Source organism: Vibrio sp. 1249-1, assembly GCF_033340495.1.
Window position 1 is genome coordinate 1 of record NZ_JAWOWJ010000539.1, and the last position, 703, is coordinate 703.

General features: G+C 44.7%; 1 pseudogene. It reads right to left on the reverse strand.

Features of this window, described 5'->3' with window-relative positions:
• Positions 1 to 346: 346 nt before the first annotated feature.
• Positions 347 to 703, reverse strand: a pseudogene (gene vopS / locus R7Z50_RS27485) (T3SS effector adenosine monophosphate-protein transferase VopS); the annotation flags it as partial.

The window sequence follows — 703 nt, forward strand, 5'->3', positions numbered from 1 at the left end:
CTGAAACAGAGCGACCACATTTGATGCTCAAACTCTGTAACACGCTCAAGGTTGAGTGAATCCCCTAGCTCTGCGAGAAGAATATTGATCTTTCCGGTATCCATTTTGTGTCCTGTTAAATTTGATGACGGCTTATTGAAATAAGCGCATAACGATGAGGGACATTTTAGGGTGAGCTTTGAAGTTGGACTTTATTTAAACGTCCGAATTTTATTGCTATTGGCCGTTTTAAAAGTCGATGAGATTGAATCGCATGAACAGCGGCAACAAAAAGAGCGGCGCTCGCCGCTCTTACCAACATACAAATACCAACACCGAAAATCACTGAGTTATTTGGTGCGCTGAGTTATTTGATACCGTGAAGGCTATTTTCGGCATTCATCGCCAGAGGATTGAACGAGTCATTACGCAGTTCAGCGATGGCATAAAGCATGCGCCCCATGCGTCCGTTGCCATCGGTAAAGCCGTGATAACCAATCACACCAGCAAACAAATGTTTACCGAGGTCTTTGTCCGCAACTGGATTCTCTTTCAAAAAGCCTTCGATGTGTTGCTTCAACATGCCTTCCCCACCAATGCTAGATGGTAATGTGCCGCCAGAGATATTTGGCCCACGGTAATCGCGTTCTACATTTGGTACCAAACGAGCATGTAACTCTTTTAGGTTGTCCATATTCAGCAAGTCTTTACCGTTGGTCGCGTA